This is a genomic window from Bacillus cereus group sp. BfR-BA-01355 (assembly GCF_022663675.1).
GTDB classification, from domain to species: domain Bacteria; phylum Bacillota; class Bacilli; order Bacillales; family Bacillaceae_G; genus Bacillus_A; species Bacillus_A thuringiensis_S.
The window spans coordinates 1-223 of record NZ_JAKUFY010000475.1; the positions used below are offsets into that span (position 1 = coordinate 1).

Consider the following 223-nt stretch of genomic DNA (forward strand, 5'->3'; position numbering starts at 1 on the left):
CCCTACAACGGCAATGTTTTCATTTGTTTGTTTTGTGGTATAAGATTGTACGTTGTTCTTCTTAGATTTAAAGCGCGGTGCGCTGTTTTGTTTTTTGAAAAAGCGTGTATAAGCATCCGCAAGGTTGCGAACAGACGACTGCATCGCAATACTATCCACTTCTTTTAGCCAAACAAGCTCTTTCTTCATGGCAGGTAGTTTGGCAGAGCATGTACCATAGGTC

General features: G+C 41.7%; 1 pseudogene. It reads right to left on the reverse strand.

Annotated elements, in window-relative coordinates:
* Positions 1-223: pseudogene (locus MR167_RS32540) on the reverse strand (IS200/IS605 family element RNA-guided endonuclease TnpB); the annotation flags it as partial.